At 60.5% G+C, this 7,506-nt stretch carries 3 protein-coding genes; all 3 read left to right on the forward strand.

Annotation, left to right across the window (positions count from 1 at the left end):
• The first annotated feature begins 595 nt into the window (after positions 1 to 595).
• Positions 596 to 3,769 (forward strand): cadherin domain-containing protein, encoded by a 3,174-nt coding sequence (locus CRO48_RS32690; RefSeq protein WP_102026019.1) that lies wholly within the window; start codon positions 596 to 598, stop codon positions 3,767 to 3,769.
• A gap of 273 nt (positions 3,770 to 4,042) precedes the next feature.
• Complete coding sequence (locus CRO48_RS27010) at positions 4,043 to 5,602, forward strand: winged helix-turn-helix domain-containing protein (RefSeq protein ID WP_176526911.1); 1,560 nt, start codon at positions 4,043 to 4,045, stop codon at positions 5,600 to 5,602.
• A gap of 297 nt (positions 5,603 to 5,899) precedes the next feature.
• On the forward strand, positions 5,900 to 7,506 hold a 1,607-nt coding region (locus CRO48_RS32455), incomplete at its 3' end, for a calcium-binding protein (RefSeq protein ID WP_176526912.1).

Here is a 7,506-nt window from a genome sequence, read left to right on the forward strand (position 1 = left end):
ATCTGTTCGTCTGTGAAACGGTTGCGCTTCATTCCCTGGTCCTCTCGATGGCCAGAGCTTACTTCAAAATGGATTATTTCAACGGGGCAAGGTCACAACATCCCGATCTTGAGGTTTTTGACTCAATACCGAAATCGGGCGGCTGTCCCCTCTTGGATTTTATGTCCGATGACGCTTAGGGCCGTTCTCGGCCTTAGGCTTTCATCGGCGGTAGTCCGCTTGTCGCTAAACGTCGTAAATAACAGCCACCTGCCACCGGCCCCGCAGCGGAAATGATTTCCGCTTCGCGCCGTCATTCCGAACCGGCCGTTCCAAGCTAATAGGGGGTAGGTTTGTTCCCCATTTGGGGCGTGAGCTTCGCCCGAGCACGGTGAACTGCACCGACGATGACGCGGACTCCAACGCGCTTTCAAATACTTTCCAAAGAATCGTCCGCTAGACGTTGATGCGAAACCAAGGTCTGAAGAAGCGCCTCATCCTCCGGCGCGAGAGGCGTGTCCTGCCTGATCAGAAAGGCCTTCGAAAACGACCAGATCAAGCTGGCCCTTTTGAGGGCCGCATAATCGAACGCAACCAACCGGCGGGGAATGCACTTATGGCGATCATCAAGGGAACAGATGGCAACGACGACCTGGTGGGCGGCGATGGCGACGACACGTTCGAAGGCGGCAAAGGCAACGACTTCATTGAAGGTGGCGATGGCGACGACACCTACCATTTCTCCGCGGGCTGGGGTGATGACATCATCGACAATATTGACCATGACCAAGGGTTCGATGTCATCGACTTCGATGGCAGCGTCTCCGAAGACGACATCACCGTCAGGCGCGATGATATTGACCTGATCCTGTCCATCGGCGCGAACATGATCACGATCGCCCGCCATTTCTATGGCAGTGACGGCTGGGGCCAGATGAACGAGGTCCGCTTTGCCACCGGCACGGTATGGAATGTCGCAAAACTGCTGGAACTGTCGATGAGTGGGGCGGAAGGCGACGACATACTCTACGGCAGCGACATTGACGACACGATCCTCGGTCTTGGCGGCAACGACCGCATCTCTGGCGGAGACGGCGACGATATGCTCGATGGCGGCGCGGGTGATGACGAGATCTACGGCGAGAAAGGCAACGACACGCTGATCGGGGGTGTCGGCGACGACGGGCTCGAAGGCGGCAATGGCGACGATACGCTTGAGGGCAATGACGGCGACGATTATCTCCGCGGCGACAATGGGTCCGACATTCTTGTCGGCGGCGCGGGCAGTGACACGTTCAACGGCGGGGCGGATGACGACAGCCTGACCGGTGGTGCCGGCGACGACGCTCTCTACGGTGACGACTGGGATGATCCGCGCGGTTCCGTCATGGGCGACGACGTACTGGATGGCGGTGCCGGCAATGACCTGCTTGACGGCGGTCCCGGCGGCGACCGCTTCCTCTTCTCCGCGGGCTGGGGTGTGGACGAAATCTACAACAAGTCCGGTCTGCGTATGCGCGACGAAGACGACGCGGAGTTGGAGGAGCAGGAGTACGAGAAGGATATCATTGTGTTCGACGACAGCGTCTCCGAGGACGACATCATCGTCGCCCGCGATGGCGATGACGTAATCCTGTTCAACGGCTCAAACAAGATCACGATCCATTCACAGCTCTTGGGTGAATCCTACCGGATCGACGAGGTCCGCTTTGTTAACAACTGGGGATGGGGGTGGGAGTACCTGGATGCTCTGGCAAACAGCAATCATGTGCCGGTGATCACGTCGAATGCGGCGGTTAGCACGGCCGAGAACAAGACGGCCATCACGACCATTGCGGCCAGCGATGAAGAAGGGGGCGGCCTCGTATTCTCCATCTCGGGCGGCGCGGACCAGTCGCTGTTCAAGATCGACGCCTCGACCGGTGTGCTCTCCTTCAAGTCGGCGGCCGACTTCGAGAATCCGTCGGACACGGGCAAGAACAATGTCTATGACGTGGTCGTGCGCGCTACCGATGAAGGCCGCGCCTTCAACGACAAGGCGATGGCCATCACCGTTTCCAACTCGAACGACGCCCCTGTGATTTCGTCCAATGGCGGCGGCGCCGCGGCTTCGGTGAGCACCGCGGAAAACACCACCGCCGTGACCATGGTGAAGGCGATCGATCTCGAAGCCGGCACGATCACCTATTCGATCTCGGGCGGCGCCGACAAGGCCCTGTTCCAGATCGATCCGAAGACGGGGGCGCTCTCCTTCAAGTCCGCTCCGGACTTCGAGACGGCCAGGGACGCCGGCAAGAACAACGTCTACGACGTGACGGTGACCGCGAAGGACACTGGCGGCGCAGCCGACACGCAGGTGATCGCCGTTGCCGTCACCAATGCCAACGAGGCCCCTATCATTATCACCGGAAGTTCCGTGAAGATGGTCGAGAACGCCAGGGCTGTGACCACGGCAAAGGCGACCGACCCGGAAAAAAGTGCGCTCGCATGGTCGATCTCGGGCGGCGCCGACAAGGCGCTGTTCCAGATCGATGCGAAGACGGGTGCCCTTTCCTTCAAGTCCGCTCCGGACTTCGAGACGGCCAGGGACGCCGGCAATAACAACGTCTACGACGTGACGGTGACCGCGAAGGACACTGGCGGCGCAGCCGACACGCAGGCGATCGCCGTTGCCGTCACCAATGCCAACGAGGCCCCTATCATTATCACCGGAAGTTCCGTGAAGATGGTCGAGAACGCCAGGGCCGTGACCACGGCACAGGCGACCGACCCGGAAAAAAGTGCGCTCGCATGGTCGATCTCGGGCGGCGCCGACAAGGCGCTGTTCCAGATCGATGCAAAGACGGGTGCCCTTTCCTTCAAGTCTGCTCCGGATTTCGAAACCGCGAAGGACGCTGGCCGCGACAATGTCTACGACGTTGCGATCAAGGCAACCGATCCCGGTGGCCTGAGCGATATGCAGGCGCTCGCTGTGACGGTTAACGGCGTCAACGAGGCGTCCGTCATCGGCTCGAACGGCGGGGGCAGCAAGGCGTCGCTGAAAATCGCCGAAAACGTCAAGGTGGTGACGACGCTCAAGGCCGCCGATCCGGAAAAGGCAACGCTCGCCTGGTCGATATCATCAGGTGCCGACAAGGCGCTGTTCCAGATCAATGCGAAAACCGGTGCGCTGACCTTCAAGTCACCCCCCGATTTCGAGACGGAGAAGGACGCTGGCCGCAACAACGTTTACAATGTGACGGTCAAGACCACGGATGCGGGCGGCCTGACCGATACCCAGGCACTCGCCATCACCGTTACCGACGTCAAGGGCAGGACGTTTACGGGGAAATCCAAGTCCGACAGCTTCGCCGGCACGGCGGAAAACGACGTTCTGAAGGGGGCGGGCGGAAACGACAAGCTGTCCGGGAAGGCCGGCGCCGACAAGTTGACCGGAGGCGCCGGCGCGGACAAGCTGACGGGTGGTGCCGATGCCGACACCTTCCTCTTCCTCTCGGCCAAGGATTCCACCGCCGGCTCCAAGGGCCGCGACACGATCCACGATTTCGACGGCAAGGGTGGCGACCGGATCGATCTTTCTAAGATGGACGCGAAGCCGGAGACGGCGAAGAACGACGCCTTCAACTTCATCGGCACCAAGGACTTCTCGGAGAAGGCGGGCGAACTGCGTTACGCCAAGAAATCGTCCGATACCTATCTCTACGGCGATACCAATGGCGACGGCAAATCCGATTTCGCCATCCATTTCGACGATCCGCTGGCGCTCTCGAAAGGCTACTTCCTGCTGTAGTCGGCGTTCCAGGCACGGCCATCGATATTGGGCCTGCGGGATTGGCTCGCAGGCCCTTTCCGTTGCTGGTGAGCTTTCCGCCTTGAGGCCCAAACCTCGGCGGCCTGGCCCTTCACGCGTCCGCCCGGCGCACTATCCACGACCGGAGCCTGAGCGCCGCCAACGTATCAAGGCGGGCAATCAAGCGGGCACGTCACACTTGCGATAGAGGTTCCTTAGACTATAAGTTGTCTTTTGCATTGCCAGATAGTTCGTTCCTTGCAGGGCTGGATGATGAAAAAGGCGATCGGTCTCCACTATGGAGATTTGGTTCTCGATGAAACCTATTTGTTCGGCAGCCGAAACGGGAAACCGGTTCACTTCACGAAAAGCGAGCGTGCCTTGCTGCTCGTCCTCTGCAAAAACCCGCGCCGTCTCATGTCGCGCAGCCGGCTTCTCGACGAACTCGCCTCATCCGAAGCTGGGGCCTCCGATCGGAATATCGACTTTCTGATCAACCGGCTCAGGGCCAAGCTTGGCGATAATGCAAGGTCGCCGACCTATATCGCCACCCAGTACGGCGAGGGCTACCTCTGGATCGCCGAACCGGGGCAGTCCACGGTCAGGCAGGTAAACCCGTTTCTTGCGATCCTCCCGTCCGTGTCCGGGCCGGACGTTCCAGCACTCGTGGAGCAGTTTCGCGAGGCGATTGCCGAAGGTCTCGGCCCGCACTTGGGGGGCGTTGTGGAGCAGGGTCTTGCTCATGCCGATATCGCACCCCGCTATTCTCTCCGCTTGAGTTTTCATGCCGACCGGGGACAGATGCGCTGTACGGCGACGTTGCAGGAAATGCCATCCCGGCGGATCATGAAGGCGTTTTCGTCGCAAGGCGATGTCAGCGCCGGCCTGCCGGCAGCCTCGCTCGTTTCCAAGCTTTCCGACGACGTCGCCGCCTATCTGCAGTCTTTGATGACCAGCATGACGACAGGCCTCGGTGTTCCCGCGGAACTGTCCGTGGAAGAGCGCTCCTGGAACGTGTCGAACCGCCTGACTACCGGCTCCTATCAAATGTGGCTGGCCAAGGGCGAGCAACTGGGCGCGGACCGCGTTTCGGATACGTCCACCGATACCGCGCTCCAATGGTGTATGCACCTGTTCTCGCGCCTGGTTCTTGCCAGCCCGTTCAGCCCGATCGATATCGATGAGCGAGACGGTATCGAGAGCGAGATGGAAGCGATCGCGTTGCAGAGCATGCCTGTTGTCGAGAATAACCCGGTGCAGATGCTGGCAGTGGCCAAATTGCTGTATTTCATCAATCGCGGCCATCTGGAATTGGCACAGGACATCGCCGAGCGGGCGGCTGCGCAAATGACCGGTTCCCCGGCGGCTCTCCCCCTGCTTGCCCAGATATACAGTGCTCTGGGACAGTCTGACGAAGCTTGCGCGCTGTTCGATCGCGGTATCGCGATGGCCGGATCGAACATCGAGTTCCTCAACCATATGAGCGTCTTGAAGTCCATTGCGTTGCTGGCTGCCGGTGACAGCCGCGGTGGTGCCAACATCATCGCATCCATCATCGATCTGGGCGACCACTGCCCGCCTGATGTCGCAGCGGCTATTCGCCTGATGGCAGCGCCTACCGACCGCCAACTGCCCGTAGCTCTTGCCGAGGCTTTGGTTGCGGCCGGCCCCCAGGGCGCGGGCAATGCGCTTGCGTATCTCTATTTCACCTCGGCCCGCCAGCATGCCTCGCCGGTCGCGGTGGCAAATCTCATGCGCGGCTTTACGACCCATGTAATGAATGCTTACGGGGAAGCGGCAGTGCCGGCCTTTCTCCGTTCGGCGCTGCTATAGGATCGCTTCGCCACGCTGGGTTGATTTCCACAACGGCAACGCGAATTCCACTCGCCTTCAAATATTGTGCAAAGAATCCTCTGGTAAGGGCCGAAGGCACACAGGGGAACGACGCTTGGTGTTTCACGCGGCATTTAGCATGGGATTGCTGCTACCGTGCCGAACAGACGAACAACCTGCTGATTTTAAAATTTATTTTTCGGGGGTAATGCTGTGAAGTTTACAGGGACTGGCAAGGCAGACACGTTCGTCGGAAAGGCCAAAGTTGCCGATATCTTTCAGTTCACACCGAAGACTTTGAGCGCCTCCGACAAGATATTGGGCGGTGGTGGAACAACCACAGATGAATTGCGGTTCACTGCAGCCGGCACGATCGCTTCCGGGAGCTTCGCCAAGGTTTCCGGCATTGAGCTGATACGGCTTGCCAACGGCAGCAATAATTTGACTGTTACCAATGCCCTGGTCGGTTCGGCAAACGGCGACGTGCTGAAAGTAGTGGGCGGCTCCGGCAACGACGTGATTAAGGCCTCGGGCGTAACCACGGCCGCCAACCGTGTCCAGATTACCGCCGGTGCTGGGAATGACACACTGACCGGCGGGGCCGGCGCCGACAAGTTCAGCTTCAAGGCCAAGGACCTGACCGGCAGCGACAAGGTCGTCGGCGGTGGGGGGAGTGCAATCGACCAGCTTGTCTTCACCACGGCCGGAAAGATTGCGGCGTCCGCTTTCGCCAGGGTTTCCGGCATCGAGCAGATCGTGCTGGCCAAGGGCAGCAATAGCCTGACTGTCACCGATGCCCTGGTTGGTTCGGCCACTGGCGATCTCCTGAAGGTCACGGGTGGCTCCGGCAACGACGTGATCAAAGCCGCAGCCGTGACCAAGGCCGCCAACCGCGTGCAGATCACTGCCGGTAAGGGCAACGACACGCTGACCGGCGGGGCCGGTTCCGACAAGTTCAGCTTCGCCGCCAAGGACCTCACCGGCAGCGACAAGGTCGTTGGTGGTGGGGGGAGTGCAATCGATCAGCTTGTCTTCACCACATCAGGCACGATCGCGGCATCCGCCTTTGCCAAGGTTTCCGGCATCGAGAAAATCGTGCTGGCCAAGGGCAGCAATAGCCTGACTGTCACCGATGCCCTGGTTGGTTCGGCCACTGGCGATCTCCTGCGCGTGACGGGCGGCTCCGGCAACGACGTGATCAACGGCGTCGGCGTGAAAACAACCAGCCACCGGCTGATCATTTCCGGTGGTGAAGGAAACGATACGATCATTGCCGGCAGCGGAGCCGATACGTTGGACGGCGGTGCCGGTGCCGACAGTTTCAGCTTCACAGCCATGAACCTGACCGGCAGCGACACGGTCGTCGGTGGGGAGGGCAGCGCGGTGGACCGGCTCGTCTTTACCATGGCCGGCACGATCGCGGCATCCGCCTTCGCCAAGGTCTCCGGCATCGAGAAAATCGTGCTGGCCAAGGGCAGCAATAGCCTGACTGTCACCGATGCCCTGGTCGGCTCGGCCACTGGCGATCTCCTGCGCGTGACGGGCGGCTCCGGCAACGACGTGATCAACGGCGTCGGCGTGAAGACAACCAGCCACCGGTTGATCATTTCCGGTGGTGAAGGAAACGATACGATCATTGCCGGCGGCGGGGCCGATACGTTGGACGGCGGTGCCGGTGCCGACAGTTTCAGCTTCACAGCCATGAACCTGACCGGCAGCGACACGGTCGTCGGTGGCGAGGGCAGCGCGGTGGACCGGCTCGTCTTTACCACGGCCGGCACGATCGCGGCATCCGCCTTCGCCAAGGTCTCCGGCATCGAGCAGATTGTGCTGGCCAACGGACCAAACAACCTCACCCTGACCAATGCGCTGGTCGGCTCGGCCACTGGCGATATCCTGCGCGT

The organism is Rhizobium subbaraonis, assembly GCF_900220975.1.
Classification (GTDB): domain Bacteria; phylum Pseudomonadota; class Alphaproteobacteria; order Rhizobiales; family Rhizobiaceae; genus Mycoplana; species Mycoplana subbaraonis.

Bases quoted from the DNA above. Each gene is read 5' to 3' on its own strand.
- CRO48_RS32690 (WP_102026019.1), top strand. From the start codon at position 596: ATGGCGATCATCAAGGGAACAGATGGCAACGACGACCTGGTGGGCGGC.
- CRO48_RS27010 (WP_176526911.1), top strand. From the start codon at position 4,043: ATGAAAAAGGCGATCGGTCTCCACTATGGAGATTTGGTTCTCGATGAA.